We start from the raw sequence: 19,430 nt of genomic DNA on the forward strand, positions 1-19,430 counted from the left end.
TTTCAAGCTTTCGATCGAGGTAGCACCCGTGTTCTCCCAATTCGCCCTGCACGAACGTCTGCTCAAGGCCGTGGCCGAGCTGAAATTTGCCGAACCGACGCCCGTGCAGCAGGCGGCCATCCCCCCGGCGCTGGAAGGGCGCGACCTGCGCGTCACCGCCCAGACCGGCAGCGGCAAGACCGCGGCGTTCGTGCTGCCCCTGCTCAACCGCCTGATCGGCGAGGCCAAGCCCCGCGAGCGCATCCGCTCGCTGATCCTGCTGCCGACCCGCGAGCTGGCCCAGCAGACGCTGAGGGAAGTCGAGCGCTTCTCGCAGTTCACCTTCATCAAGTCCGGCATCGTCACCGGCGGCGAGGACTTCAAGGTCCAGGCCGCCATGCTGCGCAAGCTGCCCGACGTGCTGGTGAGCACCCCCGGGCGCCTGATCGAGCACCTCAACTCCGGCACCGTCGACCTCAAGGAAGTGGAAGTGCTGGTGCTGGACGAAGCCGACCGCATGCTCGACATGGGCTTCGCCGAGGACATGCAGCGCATCACCGCCGAGTGCGCCAACCGCAAGCAGACCCTGCTGTTCTCCGCCACCACAGGCGGCGCGGCGCTGCGCGAGGTGTCGGCCAAGGTGCTGAACGACCCGCTGCACCTGCGCCTCAATGGCGTCGAGCAGCTCAACGAGTCCACCCGCCAGCAGATCATCACCGCCGACGATATCGCCCACAAGGAAGCCCTGGCGCGCTGGCTGCTGGCCAACGAGGACTACCAGAAGGCCATCGTCTTCACCAACACCCGCGCCCAGGCCGACCGTTTCTACGGCCACCTGGTGGCGGCCGGCTACAAGGCCTTCGTGCTCCACGGCGACAAGGACCAGAAGGACCGCAAGCTGGCCATCGACCGCGTGCGCGAGGGCGGCACCAAGGTGCTGGTGGCCACCGACGTGGCGGCCCGTGGCCTGGACATCCAGGGCATGGACCTGGTGATCAACTTCGACATGCCGCGCTCCGGCGACGAGTACGTGCACCGTGTCGGCCGCACCGGGCGTGCCGGTGGCGAGGGCCTGGCCATCTCGCTGATCTGCCACAACGACTGGAACCTGATGTCCAGCGTCGAGCGCTACCTCAAGCAGAGCTTCGAGCGCCGCGTGATCAAGGAGCTCAAGGGCAGCTACAGCGGCCCGAAGAAGGTCAAGGCCTCCGGCAAGGCTGCCGGCGTGAAGAAGAAAAAGACCGACAAGAAGGCGGGCGACAAGAAGGCCTCGGCCAAGCCGGCCGCCAAGCGCAAGCCTTCCGGCCCGCGCCGCGACGAGTCCAAGGTGGTCAGCGCCGACGGCCTGGCCCCGCTCAAGCGCAAGAAGCCCGCTGCCGAGTGAGTCTCGCCGGCTTCACGGTCCCGGCAGCGGCGCAAGGCCTGCTGCTGGTCTACCTGGCGATGAGCACGGTCTGCTTCATTGCCTACTGGCGCGACAAGCGCTTCGCCGTCGCCGGTGCCCAGCGCACGCCGGAGTCGCGCCTGCACCTCTACGAGCTGCTCGGCGGCTGGCCGGGCGGGTTGCTGGCGCAGCGGCTGATCCGTCACAAGAATCGCAAGCTGTCCTACCAGGTGAAGTTCTGGTCGATCGTCGCCCTGCACCTGGGCGTGCTCGGGTGGTGGCTGCTGGGGCGCTGAACCCCCGGCTGCGCCGCTGCGAGGATGGTCGGCGTCGGAAATGGTCCGCTCGTGCTTGCGGGGTTTTGCTAGGGTCGATGGGCTGGAGCGAGGCTGCTCCCCACACGCTCATCCACCGCAGGGAACCCCGACACGATGAAGCTCACCCAGACGATTCTCGCCGCCGCGCTGTGCATGGGCCTGGCCGGCACCACCCTCGCCACCGAACTCAAGCACTGGCCGGCGCCCGCCGCCAAGCAGCTCGATGCGCTGATCGCGGCCAACGCCAACAAGGGCGCCTACGCGGTGTTCGACATGGACAACACCAGCTACCGCTACGACCTGGAGGAGTCGTTGCTGCCGTTCCTCGAGGCCAAGGGCGTGCTGACCCGCGAGAAGCTCGACCCCTCGCTCAAGCTGATCCCGTTCAAGGACGTGAACGGCCACAAGGAAAGCCTCAACAGCTACTACTACCGCCTCTGCGAACTCGACGACCTGGTCTGCTACCCCTGGGTGGCCCAGGTGTTCTCCGGCTTCACGTTGCGCGAGCTGAAGGGCTACGTCGACGAGCTGCTGGCCTCCGGCAAGCCGGTCCCCGCCACCTACTACGAGGGTGACGAGGTGAAGACCATCGAGATCAACCCGCCCAGGCTGTTCACCGGCCAGCAGGAGCTGATGAACAAGCTGCGCGAGAACGGCATCGAGGTGTACATCATGACCGCCGCGCTGGAGGAGCTGGTGCGCATGGTCGCCGCCGATCCCAGGTACGGCTACAACGTGAAGCCGGAGAACGTCATCGGCGTCACCACGCTGCTCAAGGACCGCAAGACCGGCGCGCTGACCACCGCACGCAAGCAGATCGAGGAAGGCAAGTACGACGAGAAGGCCAACCTCGACCTGGAGATCACCCCCTACCTGTGGACCCCGGCGACCTGGATGGCCGGCAAGCAGGCGGCGATCCTCACCTATATCGACCAGTGGAAGAAGCCCATCCTGGTCGGTGGCGATACCCCTGACAGCGATGGCTACATGCTCTTCCACGGCACCGACGTGGAGAAGGGCGGTCTGCGCGTCTGGGTGAACCGCAAGGCCAAGTACATGGACCAGATCACCGCCATGCAGAAGAAGAACGCCGAGCAGCAGGCGAAGCTCGGCCTGCCCGTCACCGCCGACCGCAACTGGGTGGTGGTGACGCCCGAGGAAATCCAGTAACCGACCCTCCGTCACGGGGTCGCCCCCCTGCGCAACCGTATCGCCAGCGGCTATGCTGCGAGCTGTAGCGCAAGGGGGTGGCATGGGCAGAGGGCTGCTGGTTGGCGTGTTGTGGCTCGGGCTTCCCTGGCTTGCCATGGGAGAGGAGTTGCGTTTTGGGTTCGGCACGCAGAAGCCGCCCTATGTCTACGAGGGCGAGGACCGCGGGCTCGAGCTGGAAATCGTCACGGCCGCCGCCAAGGCGGCCGGCTTCACCCTGCAGTACCACTACCTGCCGATGGAGCGCCTGCACCTGCTGCTGGGGCGTGGCGAGCTGGACGGCATCGCCAGCACCAGCGAGCGCAGCGGCGTCCAGGCGTTCTATTCCGACGTGTACATCCAGTACCACAACTACGCCATCGCCCTGGCCGGCAATGGTTACCGCATCGATTCCATAGCGGATCTGGGCCAGTACTCGGTCAGCGCCTTCCAGCGGGCGCGCTTCCTGCTGGGCGAGGAGTTCCAGCGCATGGCGGAGAACAACCCGCGCTACCGCGAGGAGGCCCAGCAGATCACCCGCAACCGCCTGCTCTATGCGGGGCGCATCGACGTCGCTATCGGCGACAAGCGCATTATCAACTACCTCAATCGCGAGGTGGTCTCCCAGGTGGATATCAGCCAGTCCATCATCTGGTACGACCTGTTCCCGCCCACGGACTACAAGGTCGGCTTCGTCCACGCCAACCAGCGGGACCGGTTCAACAAGGGCCTGCAGCAGATCCGCGACAGCGGCGAGTACCGCGCCATCGAGAAGAAGTACGAGCGCTATTGAACCATCCGATCACGGCTGCTTCTGCCGGGCGTCGCTCGCGTCGCCGGCCTTGTCGACTTCCTGCTTGCGCTGCTCGGTGACATCGCACTCGTCGTCGCCCTCGCGGGAGTCCGTCTTGAGCTTCTCGTGCTTCAGCTCTTCGTTGACCTGCCGGGCCTTCTTTGGGTCGCTATCGGTGGCCTGGTGCACTTCGGCTGCCAGTTGCTCGCGCTTGGCGGTGGCCTCGTCGGCACCGCACGCGGCCAGGGCGGGCAGGGGGGCGAGCAGGGCCAAGGTGGCGCTCAATGCCAGTAGACGGTTCATGGTGTCTCCTCCAGGTGCATCGCATTCACTAGGGTTGAGCGCCCGCGCGCGGCAAAAGTTCAGGCTTCAGCGCACCCGGTCGCGGCTCTGCACGGCCAGGTCCAGGGCCTTCTGCATGTCCAGCCGTGCCGAGCGGCCCACGTCCTTGTCGTTCAACTGGTAGTTGCGCTCCGACGGCAGGATGGGCGCGGTGAGGTCCTCGGCATCCATCGGCTCGAAGTCGTAGTCGCCGCCTATGGTCATGGCGCTGCGGCGTAGCAGCATGCGCACCTGCTCGGGCTGCAGGCGCGGGTTGATCGAGAGCATGGCGGCGACGATGCCGGTGACCAGCGGCGTGGCGTAGGACGTGCCGCAGTGCACCTCGCCCGTCTCGTCTGCGCGGCGGGTCGAGGCGCGGGCGCAGGCGGCGGCGGTGATGTCCACGCGCATGTCGATGTTCGAGGAGTCGCGCTTGACCACGTAGGCGGGGTCGTCGACGCCCACGTCATCGCGCTCGCTGCGCTGGTGCCCGCCGACCACCAGCAACTGGTCGGTGATGAAGGAGGAGGGCAGGCGGTATTCGTCCGTGCCGGAGAACGAGGCGCCGTTGCCGGCGGAGTTGATCACCAGCACGTCCGGGTGCTCCTTGCGCAGCCAGAGGAAGAACTCCTCCAGCAGTTCCTCGTAGCCGCTCATGGCGATGCCCGAGCGCACCAGGGAATCGACCTCGTCGCCCTCCACGTTCTTCGCCCCGACGCGGTGGATGCCCCAGCTCCAGTTGAGGACCCGCACCCCGTCCTCCACCAGGTTCACCGAGGCGGCGACGTTGGCGGTGATGCCGGCGTCGGAGTTGCGTTCGACTATCACCTCGAAGCCGTTGCTGGCCTTGTCCAGCCCGCGCAGGAAACCGGTGTTGCCACCCTTGTCCCAGCGCGCGGCGAGGATGCCGGCCACGGTGGAGCCATGGTTGTCGGGCTCGTCCGCGTCGCGGGCGTAGAGGCAGGTGCGCGGCTGCCCGCCCTTGCAGCCGCCGAGGTAGTCGGCGAAGTCGGGGGCGTCGAAGTCGACGTTGCGCTCGATCACGCCGATGCGCAGCGGGCGGGTGTCCACCGGCGACTGGCGGGCGGGAATGCGGCGCTGGTAGTAGTTCACCGCGTCCATGAAGCGATTGGCGGCCCACTCGTCCGAGTCCTTGCCGGGCTTCTCCGGCTCCTTGCGCGCGGCCTCGGCTTCCTCGCCCTTTTCCGGAGCGGATTCCTCCACCACCACGGCATCGACGCTGGTCTCGCTGCCGATGCGCAGGATCAGCGCGTCACGCTCGGTGAGGTTCTTCACCGGCAGGCGCAACTGGTAGGTGTTCAGCGGCGGGATGGCGCCCACGACCTGGGCGCCGTACTTGCCGGCCAGGCGCTCGGCTTCCTTGCGGCCGTCGTGGCTTTCCTCGATCAGCAGGCTGATGAGGTCGACATAGGTGGTCAGCCCGTCCATGTTCTTCGCCACCTCGTCCGGGCGGGCGGGCAGCACGTGGCTGTCCCCCCGCGACAGCCACACGGGATTGCTGGCGCGCGGGCCGTCCTGCAGCCAGAGCGGCCCGCTGTCGTGATCCTGTTCGAGGCGCAGCTTCAGGCCGCCCGCGCTGCGGGTCACCGCGCCTTGTGGCAGCGGCTTGCCGTCCAGCAGCAGTTGCGGCATGGCGTCGCCCAGGCCCCTGACCTTGAGGCACCAGTCCTGCTGCTGGCGCTCGAGCAGGTCGCCGCAGCGCTGCAGGCCTTCGAGGCGCAGCGGTTCGTCGGCGCTGGCGAAGGGGCTGGCCAGGGCAAGGAGCAGGGCGATGAGCGGGTGGCGGTGCAGCGGCATCGGGCTGGCCTCCGTGGCGGTTGTCCTGCTGTTCCGACTGCCCGGCTGCGCTTTTCGTTCAGGCCGACCGTTCGCCCTTCAGGTCGAACCCGGGGCGAGCCGGGGCAGTCGGACACCATAGGACCCCTCTTCCCCACGCCTGGAGTGACGTCATGAAAAGCTACGACTGGGAACTCATCGAGCTGCTGCTGCACAAGGTGCAGGAGTCGGCCAACGTCAACTTCGCCCCGCGCGAATACGCCGCCGAACTGGCCGAGCGACGGCAGGCCGCCGGGCAGCCGGTGGGCGGCACCCTGGACCACCTGAAGATGCTCGCGGCGGACTACGAGCGCTTCCTGCTGGAGGGCGGCTACATCGACCACCGACCGGAAAGCGCGGGGGGCAACGGCGAGAACTTCGTCCTGACCGAGCGCGGCAGCCGCCTGCAGGAGCTGATCAACAGCAGCCTGCCGGCCAACCTGCAATTCCGCGAGCTGCTGGACGAGAAGGGCGAAGCGGCGCTGACGCCCGAGGTGTTCGACGAGTTGGCGGCGAGGGCGGCGCGGGCGTGATGGCTCAGGCGGCGCTGGGCGACTGAAGTCGCCCCTGCATCGCCCATGCAATGCCCCGGCAGGCACGGGGTCCACCGCTGTGTAGGGTGGGTACATCGCCGCGAAACCCGCCGTTCGGCGCATCAGGCTTAGCGGGCCCCGGGCTGTCGGGGCGTTGGGCCTTGCTGCGCTCTGCAGCCAAGCTGCACGCCCCTGCCTGCCGATCGCATCAATAGTTCGGCGGGGTTTCCGGCAGCACTTCCGGGTCGGGGATGAAGGGCATGGCCCAGGGATCGAGGTTGCGGCCCTGGTGCACGAGGTCCATCCGCGCCTGTTCCAGGACGCCCGCCAGGCGCACCGGGTTGGCGTACTGGGTGCTGCGGATGTGGCCGATGTCGAGGACCCGCTGCCCCTGCAGGTCCGTCACGGTCAGGCTGAAGCTGTCGTCCTCCTCGTGGGCCAGGGCCTTGCAGCCGTATGGCAGGAAGGCTTCGGTGGCCAGGCGCATGGCGTTGTCCAGGCTGATTGGCGTGGTCATGGCAGTCTCCCGCTGCAGTGCGTTGAGTAGGGTGGACAGCGGGATGGGGGGACGCGGTTCCGCCGGGGTGACGAACTGCAGGCGGCCGATTTGGTGAGTCGCCTGTCCTGCCTGGACAGTGCCCAGCGCCTCCCCGGATTGTTACCCTTCGATGACAAGCGCCGCGGAAGACGGCGCCCCTGTTCACGGAGCCCCGATGAAACGCCTGCTGCTCGCCTTGTCCTGCCTGATCGCCTGCGCCCCCGCTACGTTGCTGGCCTGGTCCAACCACTCCCTCGGCACCTGGCTGGCGTTGGCCGACCTCGAGGAGCTGCGTCAGGCGGAGCCTGTGCAGGTTGAGACCCTGGAGGCCTTCCTCGCCGCCGAGGGCGTGGCGCTGGAGCAGTTGCTGGATGAGCAGGAAGCCTTCGCGCGGGAGCACTTCCCCGGCTATCCGGCCCGGCCCGATGACCTGCGCTGGCTGCCCGGCTCCACGGGGGACCGTCGCCGTGCGTTCCTCATGGCGTTGCGGGTGAACCCGGAGATCCGCCTGGCCAGCTTCGTCCAGGCCCTGCCGGGCCTGCAGCTGCCGGACCACCGCTTCCTCGGCGCCGAGCAGGTGCTGGTGTTCCGCAAGCTCAACCTGTGGAACGAGTGGCGCTTCATCGCCGTCGAGCCGGGCGAGCGCCTCAACCCGCTGGCGGTGCTGGCCAGCGCGGCGGACGAGCCGGACTACGGCCACGACATCAACCTGTTCAGCGACAACCCGGGGGAGGTGGGCGCGCGCTATGGCTTCGGCACCCAGCCCTTCGGCGACGCGCGCTTCGAATACTCCTCCCAGGCGCCGTTCCATATCGGCTACTACCACGAGTCGGCGCTGATCTACCGCGCCGCGCCCTTCCTCGCCCGCACCTACCCGGAGATGCGCGTGCAGCAGTACCTGGGCCTGGCGCGCTTCGCCTTCGAGAGCGGGCACGACTACTGGGGCTATCGCTTCCTCGGCTGGGCACTGCATTACGTCCAGGACCTGACCCAGCCCTACCATTCCAAGGCCCTGCCGGGAGAGAACACCGCGACGCTGATGTGGACGGCGATCAAGGCCGCGCTCGGCCTTACCGCCGACAAGGAAGCGGCCATCGAACGTGTCGCCACCCGCCACACCGAGGTGGAGAAATACCAGGCCGACTGGCTGCGCCGCCTGCTGCGCGAGGGCAGCAACGACAGCCCGCTGCTGGCCGCCTACCGTGACCGCTCGGTGGATGGCGACTACCCGCCGTTCGACCTGGGCTACCTGCGCGATGTGGTGTCCCTCGAGGCCTATGACGCTGCCGATGGTTTCGACGAGCGTATCGGCGCCTGGCTGGCCAAGGGGCAGCCGGGGGCGGACTTCAGCCAGGGCAACCAGCTCAAGCCGCCAGCCAGCGATCCCGAGCTGGATGCGGTGCTGGTGCAGCTGATCCGGCACTTCTCCGGCCACAGCCGCAACCTGGTGCGCACCACCCTGCGCAGCCCCTGACCTAGAGGCGGATCACATGGCCTTCGTCCGCGGCCACCCGGCCGTGGAACAGGTTGCTGATCACCTCTCGGGCGGCCGCCATGCCGTTGCTCTCGACCACGCGCAGGGCCGGTGCCTGGCCCTTGCTGACCTGGCGATAGAACGCCAGCAAGCCGTCGCCGATATAGGCGCCGACCCGCTGCGGGCCCCACTCGGCGTTGCGCTTGCGGATCTGCACCGGGGCGAAGAAGAACGATGGCATCGGCCCTACCGGGCAGCCGAGCACATTGGCTTCCGGCGTCTGTGCGGAGCCGGCGAAGCAGCTATGTACCAAGGCGTTGCCGAAGTGGCGGTGGACCCGCTCGCGCAGAGCCAGGTCGCCGGAGAAATCCACGTAGAGCGTTGGCTGGGTGCCATCCAGACTTTCCAGCTGCGCGTAGTCGCAGCTCTGTGCATAGCAGCCGAGGCCATCGACGAAGGTGCGGTTGCGTGGTGAGGTCAGTGCCACCAGGCGCAGCCTCGGGTGCTGCTGGGCCAGGCAACTGGCGGTGCCGTAGGCGGTCTTGCTGGAGGCGCTGGAGAACACCACCTGGCCAGCCCCGAACAGGCCGTTGTCATCGAGGAAGTCGGCCAGCATCGCGGAGGTGAGGAACAGCGGCTTGAGCAGGATCTGCAGCGCCTCGGTTTCCGTCTTGTAGTAGCCGTCCCAACTGCAGCGGGTGTACTGGTTGTAAGCGGAGGTCAGGCTGCGCCGGTGCTCGGCGCCGTCGTAGAAACCCCGTGGGCTGACCCGTTCGGGCTGCATGCGCAGGTGGCTGGCGATGGGGTAGTAACCGTAGAAGCGTTCGCCGCGTTCGATGCCCGGCACGTTCGAGTCCACCACATCGGCGAAACCCCAGACCGGCATGTGCCCCAGCCCTCGATGCCGGTGGGGAAGAAATTCCAGTACTGCATGGAGTCGCCGAAGGCGGCGTAGGTGATGTTATTGGTGGTGATGGCGCAGAGATCGATGCGCAGCAGCACTTCGCCCTCGCCGGCGCGCAGGTCTTCCGGGACCTGGTCGATACGGGTTTCGTCGAGGGCATCCTTGCGGGTTAGGAGGCGTGTTATGTTTTCCGGGCTGTTCATTTCAGGCTCCTTGCTTCGGTGTTGAAAGGGGTGTGGATACGCTATCAACGCCCCGCTCCAGGCGGGTTCGGATTTGGAAACCAGCACCCGTGGAACCCACCAGGCCCCGTAACAAGCCGCTCAAGCGCCCCACCCAGGCCCGTGCCCGCTTCACTGTGGAAGCCATCTACGATGCTTTCGTTCGGATATGGCGCCAGCGCGGCTGGGAGGGGCTCACCACCCGTGCGGTGGCCCTGGAGACCGGTGTCGCCGTCGGCACGCTCTACGACTATTTCCCCAACAAGGAAGCCTTGCTCTCGGGCTACGTGCGCCACCATGTGGAGCTGTTGCTGCAACGCCTGGACCGCGAGGTGGTGCTGGCCAACGGGCTCGACTGGCAGACCCGCGTCCGCCGTCTGGTGCGGCTGAGCTGCGGCCAGGCGGAGGAGCAGCACCGCCCCTTCTTCGATGCCGGCCTGTTGCTGCTGGAGGACCGCATCGCTGAGCCCAAGCACCAGCAACGGGTATTCGAGGAGCTCTCGGGCAAATGGCGCGAGGCCATAGCCGCCTGCGCCGACCTGCCACGCCAGCCCTCGGCCGAAACCGTGAATGCACTGTTCACCGCGCTCTGGGGCGGCCGTCGCTACAGCCTCACCGCCCGCTTCGACAGCGCCCAGGTCGAGGCTTGGCTGTTGCAGATGGAAGCGCTGTGCTGCATCCGTCTCGCGCATGAGGCGTAGCGCTCAGCGGGGCAATCTACGGCTTCGCGAGCAGCGCTCGCTCCTGAGGTGTCGAGGGGGTGGGTGGGCCCGGTGTCGGCCTGGAATGCGGTGTTCACCAGCGAGGCCCACGACTCACGCTTCGGCTATATCAACGTCAAGGGCGCCTGGGCGGTGACCCTCAAGGCGATGCCGGCGTTGCCCTGAGGCTCAGAACTTCTCGTTCTGGTTCAGGTAGCGCCACTGGCCCGGCTGCAGCTTGGCCATGGCCACGCCACCGATGCGGATGCGCTTCATCGATACCACCTTCAGGCCCACCGCTTCGCACATGTGGCGGATCTGCCCGGGCTGGGAGCCCTTGAGGGCGAAGCGCAGGCGGGTTTCGTTCTGCCAGCTGACCTTCATCGGCGGCAGCGGCTGGCCCTTGTAGGCGAGGCCGTGGCACAGGCGCTTGAGGCCGTTTTCGACGATCTGCCCGCTGACCTCGACAATGAATTCCTCTTCCAGCTTGTTGGCGTGGTCCAGGCGGCGGGTCACGCCCCAGTTCTGGGTGAACACCATCAGGCCGCTGGCGTCGGTCTCCAGCGGGGTGAGCAGGTTCTGGCGGACGAAGTGCTTCTTCAGCGGGCGTCGGCCTGCCTGGTCCGGGCTGAGGTTGCCCGGCACCAGCAGCTGCAGCACGGAATTGGCGCCCTGGCCGCTGCCGTAGCCGGCGGGCTTGTGCAACAGCAGGGTGACCGGTTCGACGGTGGCGGCGACGGCGTCGGGCTGCAGTTCGATCTTCTCGTCCTGCACCTTGAACTGGGGCTCCTCCACCACCTGGCCGGCGACGCTGACCCAGCCGTTCTCGATGTACAGCTCGGCCTCGCGGCGGGAGCAGGGCAACAGTTCGGCGAGACGCTTGGACAGGCGGATGGGTTCGCTCATGGGGCAGTACCTGGACGTGGGGTGCGCATTGTACCCGCTGCCGCCCCTGGGCAGCGGGACTGTGCGTCGGTTGCTGGCGGGCCCGGGGAGCAGGCCCCGCCAGGGGGCGGTCAGTGGACGCGCATCTCCAGGTCGCGAACGGGTTCGGGCAATGCGTCGCCTGCACCCTCCAGCGGCGTCTCGAGGCTGCCCTCGCCGTTCTCGGGTTGCTTGGCGAACAGGCCGATCAGCTTGGAAATCGGATGGCGCGGCGGTGCGGAGTCGGCGACCTGGCCGCCATTCTCCAGCGCTTCGACCGGCGCCGGCAGCGGCTCGGTGACCACGCGGAAGTCGGTGATCTCGATGGTGCCCTTGCCTTCGGCGAGCAGGTGGAAGGAGAAGGCCTTGCGTGCCTGGGGGTTGTCGAAGGCGAAGGCGACGGTCACCGGCTTGCCCTGCACCAGCCGCGGCATCTCGGGGATGGGCAGCGCCACGTCGCGCTCGAATTCCTTGGTCTTGAGCTGCAGGCGTGCGCCCTGGCGGTCCATGCGCAGGACCTTGATGGTGAGCTGGACCTGGGTACGGCTGTTCTTCGGCAGTTCCAGGTACTGGGCGCCGATCAGGTTGTCGGCCCAGTCGTCACGGGCCTTTTCCTTGAGGCGGATGCGCTCGCGGGTGGCGAACTGGTATTCCTGGCCGAGGGTGCCGCCCATCAGCGACTGGTCGAGCAGCGCGGCGCGCTGGCTGACCAGGCGTGCCTGCTTGCCGCTGAAGCGCCCGAGGAAGCGCGCCTCGTCGGCGATGAAGCCTTCGCTGCGGTAGCGCCGGCAGACCTGCTGGAAGTCGCACTCGGTGAAGGTCTCGTGGCCGTCGTGCTGGCGCAGCATGCCGTTGGTGTAGGACATCATCTCGCGGCCGCTCTCGTAGTCGCGGAACAGCGAGCGGCCGGAGAGGTTCTGCGGCACCTCGTAGCCGAAGTAGTCGAGGATCGAGGCGGTCAGGTCGACATGGCCGTACACGCCGCTCTTGATCGGCGGCAGCGAGGCCTGTTCCGGGGCCAGCACCAGGTTGAAGCCCCAGGCGGAGGCGAGGCGGACCTTGTCGATGCCATGGGATTCGTCCGAGGTGATGATCACCAGGGTGTCCTTGAGCACGCCCTGCTTTTCCAGGCCGGTGAGGAAGGCGTCGACGGCGTCGTCGAGGTAGGCGATGGCGGCCTTCTTGGCATCCGGGTAACGCGCCAGGTACTCCTCGGGAGCCGAGTAGGGCTGGTGGGTGCCGACGGTGAGGAGGGTGAGCATCCACGGCTTCTTCTGCTGGCGGATCTGCTTCACGTAGCCCAGCGCGCCTTCGAAGAAGGCCTTGTCGTCCATGCCCCAGGGGAATTCCAGGTAGGCCTTGTTGCGGAACCAGTCACGGCCGAGGGTCTTGTCGAAGCCCATCTGCGGCATGATCTTGTCCTTGGCCATGAAGCGCAGCCCGGCGCCCTGCAGGAAGTGGGTGGCGAACCCGTGCTGGTGCAACTGGGCGGGCAGGCAGTCCTTGGCCCGCGAGGGGTTGTTGAGCAACTCCAGGCCCTTGGGCGTGCCGGAGTCGAGCTTGCTGTAGTCGCCGCAGAGCATCGAGTACAGGCCGCGGATGGTCTGGTGGCTGTGCAGGACGTAGTCCGGGGTGGTCATCGCGCGCTCGGCCCATTGGCTGAGGCGCGGCATCAGCGATTCCTGGTAGCGGCTGTTGATCGCCGCGCGATTGGCGGCGATGTAGGCGCCGGGGATGCCTTCCAGGGTGATCACCAGCACGTTGCGCGCACGGCCGGGCTCGGCCAGCAGCGAGGTGCCGGAGAGGTCGAGACGGGCGAGGCCGGCGATGTCCGGCGGGGTTTCCGGCTGATCGCCGTCGAGCCAGTCCTCCACCGCCAGCTGGCCGCTGTTGAGGGCGCCGGCCAGCAGCTTGTGCGGCAGGTTGAACTGCTGCCACTGCTCGGCTTCGCTCGGGTGCAGGTACTGGATGCCGGCGTGGGCGGCCAGCAGGGCGATGGGCAGGGCGAGCCAGGCGCGCGCCGGGCGCTGCGTGGGGCGGCGCCAGAGCAGGGCACAGGCCAGCAGCGCGATGGCGAGCGCGATCGCCAGCCAGGGGTAGGTGAGGCCGCCGCCCTGGGTCGAGTGGCCGACGAATTGCGGGTCCATCAGGTACTTGAGGTCGCTGGGCTCGGGCATGCGACCGACGGCGCCGACCAGTTCGGCGGTGCCCAGGGTGATCAGGCTGGAGGCGACCATCACCGGCAGTGCCAGCCACAGCGGGCGGCGGTAGAGCAGCGCGATCAGCAGCGAGCCGATGGCCAGGTCCGACAGGTAGCCGAAGCCGTCGCTCCAGCCCAGCCACCAGCGGCTGGCGAGCGGAATGATCAGGAACAGAACGCCAAGGGACAGAAGGTGAAGCGGTGAAGGCAGCCGGCGGCTGGAAGGGCGCACAGGAACTCCTGAGATCAGGCAGCGAGAATCCATGGGGGTGATGGACAGAAAAATGGGCGACGGTCGGTCGCGGACATGATTCTGAAACATCATTGTGCTTACGGCCAGTAGACAATCCGCCGCGAGGCGAATTCTGTGCACCAGGGTGTTTCGGTGGTGAGGCGACGGAAGGCGGGAAAAGAGTCGCGGACGGCATGCATGGCCCGGTTGGGCGGCGGCCTGTAGAATGCCGGCCTTGTTCATTGAGGTAAGCAAGATGGCTCTGATCGGGCGATTCAACTCCCTGCCGGTGGTGAAGCACACCGAATTCGGCCTGTATCTGGACGGCGACCAGGATGGCGAGATCCTCTTGCCCAAGCGCTACATCCCCAAGGACCAGGGCACCGAGATCGGCGACTGGCTCAATGTCTTCGTCTATCTGGACAGCGAGGACCGCCTGATCGCGACCACGCAGAAGCCCAAGGTGCAGGTCGGCGGTTTCGCCAGCCTCAAGGTGGTGGAGATCAACCGCATCGGCCTGTTCCTCGACTGGGGCCTGCCCAAGGATCTGCTGCTGCCGCATTCGGAAGAGAAGCGCCCGCTGCAGGTCGGCGACTATTGCGTGGTGCACGTCTACCTGGATCGCCGCACCCGCCGCATCACCGCCACCGCACGCCTGGATCGCTACCTCGACACCACGCCGGCGCGCTACAGCGTCGGCCAGGAGGTCGAGCTGCTGGTGGCCGACGAGACCGACATGGGTTTCAAGGCCATCATCAACGACCGCCACTGGGGCCTCATCCATCGCAACGAGATCTTCAAGTTCCTGCGCAGCGGCATGCGCGAGAAGGGCTTCATCCGCGAGGTGCGCGCAGACGGCAAGATCGCCCTCAGCCTGCAGCCGGTGGGCGAGAAGCTGGCCAGCGGCCTCAACGAGCAGATCCTGGAGAAGCTCCGCGAGGCGGGCGGTGCCCTGGACGTCAGCGACAAGAGCCCGCCGGAGGTGATCTCGCGGCTGTTCGGCGTCAGCAAGGGCAACTTCAAGAAGGCCATCGGCGGCCTCTACAAGCAGGGCCTGATCCGCATCCATGACGACCGGATCGAGCTGGTCGGCTGAGCCCTTCTCCTGGCGCTGCGCATTGCATTTTGCCCGGTCGAAAACCGCTCGATCGGGCAATTTGCACGGAATTCGCGTCTTGTTAAATTCTCAACCCATTGATTTATCTGGGGTTTTCGTTGTCCAAGAGCTGGCACGACGGCTGCAAAGAAACCCCTCAGGATAAAAAAGCTCATTGGGAGTGAATGATATGGGTCTCGACATCAAGAAGTTGGCCAAGGCCTTTCCGGATTATGAATTCAGCGCTCAGCTGCGCCCCGACGGCGGCTATGTGGTGGCGCTGGAGAAAGACGGCATCCGTTTCCAGCGGGTGGTCCCTGCGCTGAAGGTCGCCGAGCAACTGGAGTGGACCATCAGCACCATCAAGCGCGACATGGCGCTGGAGTTGGGTGAAGTGCCGCCGGTGGAGTCGCTGAAGAACCTGCACAAGACGCCGCTGCCGCGTTACTTCAACGCCTGATCTACCGCAGCGAAAACGGCCATCAGCCTGGGTTGATGGCCGTTTTTTTATGCCTGCGTTCACGGCATTGCAGAAGGCCGTGATGCCGGGGCGGCTCCAGTCGCCCACGGCGCGCAGCGCCGCTAGCGCACGGACGGGCTCACTCGCGAGCGGCCCTCCCGTCCCATCAGGTCTCGACGCCCTGGACCGGCGGCATCATCTGTTCGTCTTCGCCGGGCTCGCGCTTGTCGGCCTGCTGCGGCGGCTGCTCCTGCTCCTGGCCCGGTTGCGGCTTGCCGAGCCAGTCCTTGGCGGATTTCTGCGCCTCGTCCACCTGCTTGTTGACCTGCTCCACCGCTTCGCTGATGGCTTCGCGGGCGACGTTCTCGGCGGCTTGCTGGGCCTTGTCGGCGATTTTGTTGGCTGATTCTTCGGCGAGGTCGCAACCCCCCAGGGCCAGCATCAGGACGCTGCCCAGGGCGAAGGACGTGAAGCGGGAGGCGGGTTTCATCGGGGTACTACTCCGTGGTGGCCGGGCCTGTCGAGCGTGGCCCTGGGACGCGCGGCATGATCGAACAGGACGGCGCGCGGTGGAACGCCCCGGCGTGGGGAAACTGTATGCGGAGATGACAGGCCGCAGGGAAGGGGAACAGCCTCGGGCCCCAGCGGCGACTGTATTGGGCCCGAGGCTTGAGGCCGTCGGTCAGCCGGCCTCGTACTCACTGACTGGCGAGCGGTGGGGAAGGTTCCCGAGTGCCGCCGATCAGCCGCCCTGTGGCGACCTTTCAGCGGGGGTTGGTCTTGTTCCGCTCCTGCAACTGGCGGATCTGCTGCTCCATCTGCTGCATGCGCTTGCGGTCGTAGTCGCGGTCATAGCTCTCGCGCTTTTCCCGCTCGGCTCTCTCGCGCATCTCGCTGACCCGTGCGTCGCGGCTCTGGCTGGCGCTGTCCTCGATGACGGTGACGCGCGAGCCGCGGGCCGATGAGCGGTTATCTTCGCCGCCGTCGTCGTTTCGCGGGCGTGGCTGCTCGGCGCTGCCCTGGATGTCGACCTGCGGCAGGTTCACCGGAGGCGGTGCCACGCCGGAGGGCGGTGCGGGTTCGATGATGCGCATGGACTGGCCTTCGCTGGCCGGGCAGGGCACGGCGGAGTAGCTGGTGGTGCCATCGTTGCCGACGCATTTGAAGACCTGGGCCTGTGCCAGGACCGGCAGCAGGCAGAGGCCGAGCAGGGTGGATCTCAAAGTGCTTCCCTCACTTCGTTCAAAACGGCCGACAGGCTAGCAGCCGGGCCGTTCGCGCGAAAGTGCGCCCTTGTCGCTCAGGTGCCGGCGTCCGCCGTCCTGCGCCGGGCCAGGCGATCACGCACGAGCTCGGCGCCGCTGACCAGCAGCAGGCCGGCCAGCACCAGCAGCGCGCCCAGCATGAAGGGGGTGGTCAGCGGCTCGCCCAGCACCAGCACGCCGAAGCCGACACCGAACAGCGGCGTCATGAACGACAGCATCGACAGGCGCGAAGCGAGGTAGCGGCGCAGCAGCCAGAACCAGGCGACGTAGCTGAACAGCGCCACCACCACCACCTGGAAACCGAGGCTGAGCAGGGCCCGGTCGCTCAGGTGCAACTGGGTCTTGCCGGTGGCGAAGGCCACGGCGAGCAACAGCACCACGGCACCGGCGAGCTGGTAGAAGAGGGTCTTCACCGGCGCCGCTTCGGACAGCGAGGAACCCCGGATGAGCACGGTGGTGGCGCCCCAGGCGATGGCGGCGATCACACCCATGGCGTCGCCCAGCAGCGTGGCGCCGGCGTCGTTCCCCGGGTTGCCGAGGAAGGCGAGGGCGATGCCGCCGAAGGCCACCAGCACGCCCAGCCATTGCAGGGACGACAGGCGCTCCTCCGGCAGGATCAGGTGCAGGCCGAGGGCGGCGAAGATCGGGGCGGTGTAGAGGAACACGCCGATATGCGAGGCGGTGCTGCGCACCAGGCCTTCGGAGATGAAGAGGAATTCCAGGGCGAACAGCAGTCCCACGCCCAGGCCCGGCAGCAGCGTGCCGTCGCTGAAGGCGCCGCGGCCCTCGCGGTACAGGGTGATGATGCCGAGCACCAGGGCGGCGACACCGGAGCGGATCGCCAACTGCATGATCGCGGAGACGTCATCGTCCACCAGCTTGATCGACACCTGCTGGAACCCCCAGATCAGGCACAGCACCAGCATCAGGCTGCAGGCGAACAGATCCAGGGGCAGGCGGCGGGCTTTCATCATCGGTCTCGCAGGGCAGGGGCCGCAGACTCGCGGCCAAGGCGGGCAGGATCGCGTCACGCCACCTTGCATTCAAACGATGTTTTGTCATCATGCTTTGACTTCAACTCAAAGCAGACCCCATGCGCACGCCTTCGCTCATCGCCCTGCGCGCCTTCGAGGTGGCGGCCCGCTGCCGCAATTTCACCGAGGCCGCCCAGGAGCTCTCGGTCACCCCCGGTGCGGTCAGTCGGCAGATCCGTCTGCTCGAAGAGGAGCTGGGCGTCAGCCTGTTCGACCGCACGCGCAATACCGTGACCCTCAACGACAACGGCCGGCGCCTGGCCGCCACCGTCTCCCAGGCCTTCGAGCTGCTGGCCCGTGGTGCCGATGAGCTGCGTGGCGAACGCGAGGGGCCGGTGCACATCAGCTGCGCGCCTTCCATCGCGTCCCATTGGCTGATGAAGCGGCTCAACCAGTTCTCCGCCGTCAACCCGGACATCACCCTGAGCCTGGAGGCCACCGAGGAGCTGGTGGACCTGGAGCGCGGCGAAGCCAGCCTGGCGATCCGCTTCGTGACCGCCGGCACCCGCCTGCCCTCCAGCGAGCTGCTGTTCCGCGAGGCCTTCTTCCCGGTGTGCAGCCCCGCCTACCTGGAGCAGCATCCCCTGCGCCGCCCCGAGGACCTGGCGGGCGCGCGGCTGATCCATGCCACCTGGAAGAGCGCCACCCGCCTGAGCATTCCCAGCTGGGGCGACTGGTTCGACAGCAATGTCGGCCCCGGCGTGGACGCCTCGGCAGGCATGCGCTTCGGCCTGATCGGCCATGCCATCCAGGGCGCGGTCGCCGGCCAGGGGTTCGCCCTGGGTTCCACCGCGCTGGCAGGCGACGACGTCGCCCAGGGGCGGCTGGTGCTGCCCTTCGGGCCGGACCATCGCATCGCCACGCCCTGGGAATACCGCCTGGCCTGGAGCCGCAAGGCCGCACCCGGCGAGCGCCTGCGTCGCCTGATCGACTGGCTGGTGGCGGAAGCCCGGAGCAGTGCGGCGGGCCTCTGAGCGCGGCGTCTTCAGATCATCTTGCGCAGGCGATGCAGCCGGTGCTGGACGGCGATCGCCCAATCCGGCGGGGCGCTGCCGGTTCCCGCCATCCGCAGCATCGGGTGATGGCTGATCACCTGTTGCAGCACGGCTTCCTGGGTGGGTTTCACATCGACGAAGAACACGTGCTTGCCCTCGTGCAGGCGCTGCTCGAAGCGCTTGAACACGGCGCTGGGCGTCTGCATGCCGAGCAGGCTGCCTTCCCAGATGCTGAAGCCCAGCAGCGCGGCGGCGAGGAACAGGAAGGGGATCCAGCCGGCGCGGGTCTCGGTCCAGCCGCTGGCCCAGGCGACGCAGACCACCAGGGCCGTGAGGGCCAGGCCGATCAGGCTGCCGACCAGCCCGGAATGGACCACGTCCTTCTTCATCAGGGAAGAGACATCGTGGAGGTGGTGGCGCTCGACCTCGGAGTCACGTTCGCTGAGCACGTGGATTTGCTCGGTATCGATGCCGCTGGCTTCGAGTTCGGTCTCGACCTTTTCCAGGTCATTGAGGTCGTCGCTGATGTAGTAGTGGCGGTTCATGGCAAACCTCCGGTTTCGCGGTGGATTGGCCCCCTGGTTGGCTGACGGTCCTTGTGGCGCTGATAGTCAGTCTAATACTGCGGGCAGGAGCGGGATGCGCCGCCGCCGGGCGGTTGCGCGAGGTGAAGCGGGCGAAGGGGGGATGCAGGCGAGGAGGGGATGGCGCGGTGTCGAAGCTGCGCCCGGCGAATGAGCGGGCTCACTCGCCAGGGGGCGCGGAAGGGCGTTACTTGCCGATACGGATGTGGCGGCTCGGCGCGCCTTGGCCACTGACGCCCTTGGCGATCTTCTGGATTTCACCACCGGATTTCAGGAAGGCAGCGACCTGCTCGGCGATCGACTCGCTGGTCTCGACGGCGGGCGGGGGCTTGGGCTTGCTGCTGTGGGAGTTCTTGATACGCATGGGGGCTCCTTTTCAAGGACAGTGCCGCAGGGCTCGGCGGTGAAGAAAATACCCTGAAAAAAAAACCGGCCCGAAGGCCGGTTTCCT

Annotated in this window: 20 protein-coding genes and 2 pseudogenes; 10 read left to right on the forward strand and 12 right to left on the reverse strand. The window is 67.2% G+C overall.

Annotated features, from left to right (window positions below; genetic code table 11):
- Nucleotides 1-28 precede the first annotated feature (28 nt).
- The 4 genes and pseudogenes from PHLH3_RS07360 to PHLH3_RS07375 all read left to right on the forward strand — a co-directional run bounded on the left by PHLH3_RS07360 (nucleotide 29) and on the right by PHLH3_RS07375 (nucleotide 3,661).
- Nucleotides 29-1,363 (forward strand): DEAD/DEAH box helicase, encoded by a 1,335-nt coding sequence (locus PHLH3_RS07360; RefSeq protein WP_173176448.1) that lies wholly within the window; start codon nucleotides 29-31, stop codon nucleotides 1,361-1,363.
- A gap of 62 nt (nucleotides 1,364-1,425) precedes the next feature.
- Nucleotides 1,426-1,659: pseudogene (locus tag PHLH3_RS07365) on the forward strand (DUF1294 domain-containing protein); the annotation flags it as partial.
- Nucleotides 1,660-1,833: 174 nt separating this feature from the next.
- Entirely contained in the window at nucleotides 1,834-2,850 is a 1,017-nt protein-coding gene (locus PHLH3_RS07370) for a haloacid dehalogenase-like hydrolase (RefSeq protein WP_244863059.1), read from the forward strand.
- Between the two features lie 82 nt (nucleotides 2,851-2,932).
- Entirely contained in the window at nucleotides 2,933-3,661 is a 729-nt protein-coding gene (locus tag PHLH3_RS07375; protein ID WP_244862992.1) for a transporter substrate-binding domain-containing protein, read from the forward strand.
- A 9-nt stretch (nucleotides 3,662-3,670) separates the two neighbouring features.
- Here the strand turns inward: PHLH3_RS07375 and PHLH3_RS07380 are convergent, their stop codons facing one another.
- Entirely contained in the window at nucleotides 3,671-3,964 is a 294-nt protein-coding gene (locus PHLH3_RS07380) for a hypothetical protein (RefSeq protein WP_213628740.1), read from the reverse strand.
- A gap of 66 nt (nucleotides 3,965-4,030) precedes the next feature.
- Nucleotides 4,031-5,800, reverse strand: coding sequence for a S8/S53 family peptidase (locus tag PHLH3_RS07385; protein WP_213628741.1), 1,770 nt, complete (start codon nucleotides 5,798-5,800; stop codon nucleotides 4,031-4,033).
- Between the two features lie 152 nt (nucleotides 5,801-5,952).
- Here PHLH3_RS07385 and PHLH3_RS07390 point away from each other — a divergent pair, with 152 nt between their 5' ends.
- The gene (locus tag PHLH3_RS07390) at nucleotides 5,953-6,351 is read left to right on the forward strand and encodes a transcriptional regulator (RefSeq protein ID WP_213628742.1); all 399 of its coding nucleotides are present in this window, start codon (nucleotides 5,953-5,955) and stop codon (nucleotides 6,349-6,351) included.
- A 208-nt stretch (nucleotides 6,352-6,559) separates the two neighbouring features.
- Here PHLH3_RS07390 and PHLH3_RS07395 read toward each other — a convergent pair whose 3' ends face one another.
- On the reverse strand, nucleotides 6,560-6,868 hold the full coding sequence (locus PHLH3_RS07395; RefSeq protein WP_213628743.1) for a hypothetical protein: 309 nt from the start codon (nucleotides 6,866-6,868) through the stop codon (nucleotides 6,560-6,562).
- A gap of 196 nt (nucleotides 6,869-7,064) precedes the next feature.
- Here PHLH3_RS07395 and PHLH3_RS07400 point away from each other — a divergent pair, with 196 nt between their 5' ends.
- On the forward strand, nucleotides 7,065-8,363 hold the full coding sequence (locus PHLH3_RS07400; RefSeq protein ID WP_213628744.1) for a phospholipase: 1,299 nt from the start codon (nucleotides 7,065-7,067) through the stop codon (nucleotides 8,361-8,363).
- Nucleotide 8,364: 1 nt separating this feature from the next.
- On the opposite strand, the gene PHLH3_RS07405 is transcribed toward PHLH3_RS07400, so the two are convergent.
- Nucleotides 8,365-9,249: a DUF2855 family protein gene (locus tag PHLH3_RS07405; RefSeq protein ID WP_244862993.1), complete on the reverse strand. Its 885-nt coding sequence runs from the start codon at nucleotides 9,247-9,249 to the stop codon at nucleotides 8,365-8,367.
- Between the two features lie 29 nt (nucleotides 9,250-9,278).
- A pseudogene (locus PHLH3_RS30785) lies at nucleotides 9,279-9,470 on the reverse strand (DUF2855 domain-containing protein); the annotation flags it as partial.
- Between the two features lie 89 nt (nucleotides 9,471-9,559).
- On the opposite strand from PHLH3_RS30785, the gene PHLH3_RS07410 reads away from it, so the two are divergent.
- Entirely contained in the window at nucleotides 9,560-10,189 is a 630-nt protein-coding gene (locus PHLH3_RS07410) for a TetR/AcrR family transcriptional regulator (RefSeq protein WP_244862994.1), read from the forward strand.
- A 189-nt stretch (nucleotides 10,190-10,378) separates the two neighbouring features.
- Here PHLH3_RS07410 and PHLH3_RS07415 read toward each other — a convergent pair whose 3' ends face one another.
- A complete protein-coding gene (locus PHLH3_RS07415) occupies nucleotides 10,379-11,095 on the reverse strand; it encodes an rRNA pseudouridine synthase (protein ID WP_213628745.1) in 717 nt (238 codons plus the stop codon).
- 110 nt (nucleotides 11,096-11,205) lie between these two features.
- Complete coding sequence (locus tag PHLH3_RS07420; RefSeq protein ID WP_213628746.1) at nucleotides 11,206-13,545, reverse strand: LTA synthase family protein; 2,340 nt, start codon at nucleotides 13,543-13,545, stop codon at nucleotides 11,206-11,208.
- A gap of 256 nt (nucleotides 13,546-13,801) precedes the next feature.
- Between PHLH3_RS07420 and PHLH3_RS07425 the strand changes: the two genes are divergently transcribed.
- Both PHLH3_RS07425 and PHLH3_RS07430 read left to right on the forward strand, forming a co-directional pair.
- Nucleotides 13,802-14,641: a S1-like domain-containing RNA-binding protein gene (locus PHLH3_RS07425; protein ID WP_111260654.1), complete on the forward strand. Its 840-nt coding sequence runs from the start codon at nucleotides 13,802-13,804 to the stop codon at nucleotides 14,639-14,641.
- Between the two features lie 190 nt (nucleotides 14,642-14,831).
- Nucleotides 14,832-15,101 carry a DUF3509 domain-containing protein gene (locus PHLH3_RS07430; protein WP_111260655.1) on the forward strand — a complete coding sequence of 90 codons (270 nt, stop codon included), beginning with the start codon at nucleotides 14,832-14,834 and terminating at the stop codon, nucleotides 15,099-15,101.
- A 166-nt stretch (nucleotides 15,102-15,267) separates the two neighbouring features.
- Here the strand turns inward: PHLH3_RS07430 and PHLH3_RS07435 are convergent, their stop codons facing one another.
- From PHLH3_RS07435 to PHLH3_RS07445, 3 genes are all read right to left on the reverse strand, one after another.
- Entirely contained in the window at nucleotides 15,268-15,591 is a 324-nt protein-coding gene (locus PHLH3_RS07435; RefSeq protein ID WP_213628747.1) for a hypothetical protein, read from the reverse strand.
- Between the two features lie 274 nt (nucleotides 15,592-15,865).
- Nucleotides 15,866-16,324 carry a DUF4124 domain-containing protein gene (locus tag PHLH3_RS07440; RefSeq protein ID WP_213628748.1) on the reverse strand — a complete coding sequence of 153 codons (459 nt, stop codon included), beginning with the start codon at nucleotides 16,322-16,324 and terminating at the stop codon, nucleotides 15,866-15,868.
- A 77-nt stretch (nucleotides 16,325-16,401) separates the two neighbouring features.
- A complete protein-coding gene (locus tag PHLH3_RS07445) occupies nucleotides 16,402-17,337 on the reverse strand; it encodes a DMT family transporter (RefSeq protein ID WP_173176473.1) in 936 nt (311 codons plus the stop codon).
- Between the two features lie 122 nt (nucleotides 17,338-17,459).
- On the opposite strand from PHLH3_RS07445, the gene PHLH3_RS07450 reads away from it, so the two are divergent.
- Nucleotides 17,460-18,374 (forward strand): LysR substrate-binding domain-containing protein, encoded by a 915-nt coding sequence (locus PHLH3_RS07450; RefSeq protein ID WP_213628749.1) that lies wholly within the window; start codon nucleotides 17,460-17,462, stop codon nucleotides 18,372-18,374.
- An 11-nt stretch (nucleotides 18,375-18,385) separates the two neighbouring features.
- On the opposite strand, the gene PHLH3_RS07455 is transcribed toward PHLH3_RS07450, so the two are convergent.
- Nucleotides 18,386-18,940, reverse strand: coding sequence for a magnesium transporter (locus PHLH3_RS07455; protein WP_213628750.1), 555 nt, complete (start codon nucleotides 18,938-18,940; stop codon nucleotides 18,386-18,388).
- A 226-nt stretch (nucleotides 18,941-19,166) separates the two neighbouring features.
- Nucleotides 19,167-19,343: a hypothetical protein gene (locus PHLH3_RS07460; protein WP_173176478.1), complete on the reverse strand. Its 177-nt coding sequence runs from the start codon at nucleotides 19,341-19,343 to the stop codon at nucleotides 19,167-19,169.
- Nucleotides 19,344-19,430 lie beyond the last annotated feature (87 nt).

The sequence above is a fragment of the Pseudomonas sp. Pc102 genome (assembly GCF_018408275.1).
Lineage (GTDB): Bacteria > Pseudomonadota > Gammaproteobacteria > Pseudomonadales > Pseudomonadaceae > Metapseudomonas > Metapseudomonas tohonis.

Coding starts and splice junctions, on each gene's coding strand:
- PHLH3_RS07385 (WP_213628741.1), bottom strand. CDS start 5,800: ATGCCGCTGCACCGCCACCCGCTCATCGCCCTGCTCCTTGCCCTGGCC.
- PHLH3_RS07400 (WP_213628744.1), top strand. CDS start 7,065: ATGAAACGCCTGCTGCTCGCCTTGTCCTGCCTGATCGCCTGCGCCCCC.
- PHLH3_RS07390 (WP_213628742.1), top strand. CDS start 5,953: ATGAAAAGCTACGACTGGGAACTCATCGAGCTGCTGCTGCACAAGGTG.
- PHLH3_RS07430 (WP_111260655.1), top strand. CDS start 14,832: ATGGGTCTCGACATCAAGAAGTTGGCCAAGGCCTTTCCGGATTATGAA.
- PHLH3_RS07460 (WP_173176478.1), bottom strand. CDS start 19,343: ATGCGTATCAAGAACTCCCACAGCAGCAAGCCCAAGCCCCCGCCCGCC.
- PHLH3_RS07455 (WP_213628750.1), bottom strand. CDS start 18,940: ATGAACCGCCACTACTACATCAGCGACGACCTCAATGACCTGGAAAAG.
- PHLH3_RS07435 (WP_213628747.1), bottom strand. CDS start 15,591: ATGAAACCCGCCTCCCGCTTCACGTCCTTCGCCCTGGGCAGCGTCCTG.
- PHLH3_RS07375 (WP_244862992.1), top strand. CDS start 2,933: ATGGGCAGAGGGCTGCTGGTTGGCGTGTTGTGGCTCGGGCTTCCCTGG.
- PHLH3_RS07445 (WP_173176473.1), bottom strand. CDS start 17,337: ATGAAAGCCCGCCGCCTGCCCCTGGATCTGTTCGCCTGCAGCCTGATG.
- PHLH3_RS07380 (WP_213628740.1), bottom strand. CDS start 3,964: ATGAACCGTCTACTGGCATTGAGCGCCACCTTGGCCCTGCTCGCCCCC.
- PHLH3_RS07450 (WP_213628749.1), top strand. CDS start 17,460: ATGCGCACGCCTTCGCTCATCGCCCTGCGCGCCTTCGAGGTGGCGGCC.
- PHLH3_RS07405 (WP_244862993.1), bottom strand. CDS start 9,249: ATGCCGGTCTGGGGTTTCGCCGATGTGGTGGACTCGAACGTGCCGGGC.
- PHLH3_RS07415 (WP_213628745.1), bottom strand. CDS start 11,095: ATGAGCGAACCCATCCGCCTGTCCAAGCGTCTCGCCGAACTGTTGCCC.
- PHLH3_RS07425 (WP_111260654.1), top strand. CDS start 13,802: ATGGCTCTGATCGGGCGATTCAACTCCCTGCCGGTGGTGAAGCACACC.
- PHLH3_RS07370 (WP_244863059.1), top strand. CDS start 1,834: ATGGGCCTGGCCGGCACCACCCTCGCCACCGAACTCAAGCACTGGCCG.
- PHLH3_RS07395 (WP_213628743.1), bottom strand. CDS start 6,868: ATGACCACGCCAATCAGCCTGGACAACGCCATGCGCCTGGCCACCGAA.